The sequence below is a fragment of the uncultured Pseudoteredinibacter sp. genome (assembly GCF_947502065.1).
Lineage (GTDB): Bacteria > Pseudomonadota > Gammaproteobacteria > Pseudomonadales > Cellvibrionaceae > Pseudoteredinibacter.
Map to the genome: position 1 here is coordinate 1 of NZ_CANMYE010000029.1, position 629 is coordinate 629.

Genomic DNA, 629 nt, shown 5'->3' on the forward strand with positions numbered 1-629 from the left:
ACCACCAGTGATGGTCAGGGTAATTGGAGCTACACCCCAACGGCCGCTGAAGCCTTAGCGGACGGTGATTACAATTTTTATGCGGATGCCAAAGCGGCGAACGGTCAAGAGAGTCCGTTAACTGGACCGTACAGTATTGAGGTGGATACGAGCATACCGAATCCACCGGATACGGCGGCGGGCACCTTAAAAGCTGAAGATGATCAAGGCCAGCAGAAAGGGCCGATCAACGAAGGCGATACGACCGATGATGCGAAGCCATTGTTGCACGGTACGGTAGATGTACCGAACGGTAAAGTGGTAGTGATCATTGATCAGGGCACGCCAGAGGAGCGTCGAGAGACGGTCGATGTTGATGATCAGGGTAACTGGAATTACACCCCAGATCCGGCCTTGCCTGATGGTGAGCACAGCGTTGAAATTGCCTTGATAGATGAGGCAGGTAATGGGCCAAGCGCGCCGGGTAATCCATTGAGCTTTATTGTGGATACCAGTGCGGTCACGGTCACGATTGATAAAGCGGTGGACAATGTTCCGCGTCCAGGTGAAGCGCCAGGTACCACCGAAGACATTAACGAAGGTGGTAAAACCAATGACACCACGCCGTTAATTGTGGGCAGTGCCAAAGT

General features: G+C 52.9%; 1 protein-coding gene. It reads left to right on the forward strand.

The genetic code is table 11. The features are described from left to right. Nucleotides 1-629: Ig-like domain-containing protein (locus Q1A41_RS20220; protein WP_299982956.1), on the forward strand; the 629-nt coding region annotated here is incomplete at both ends.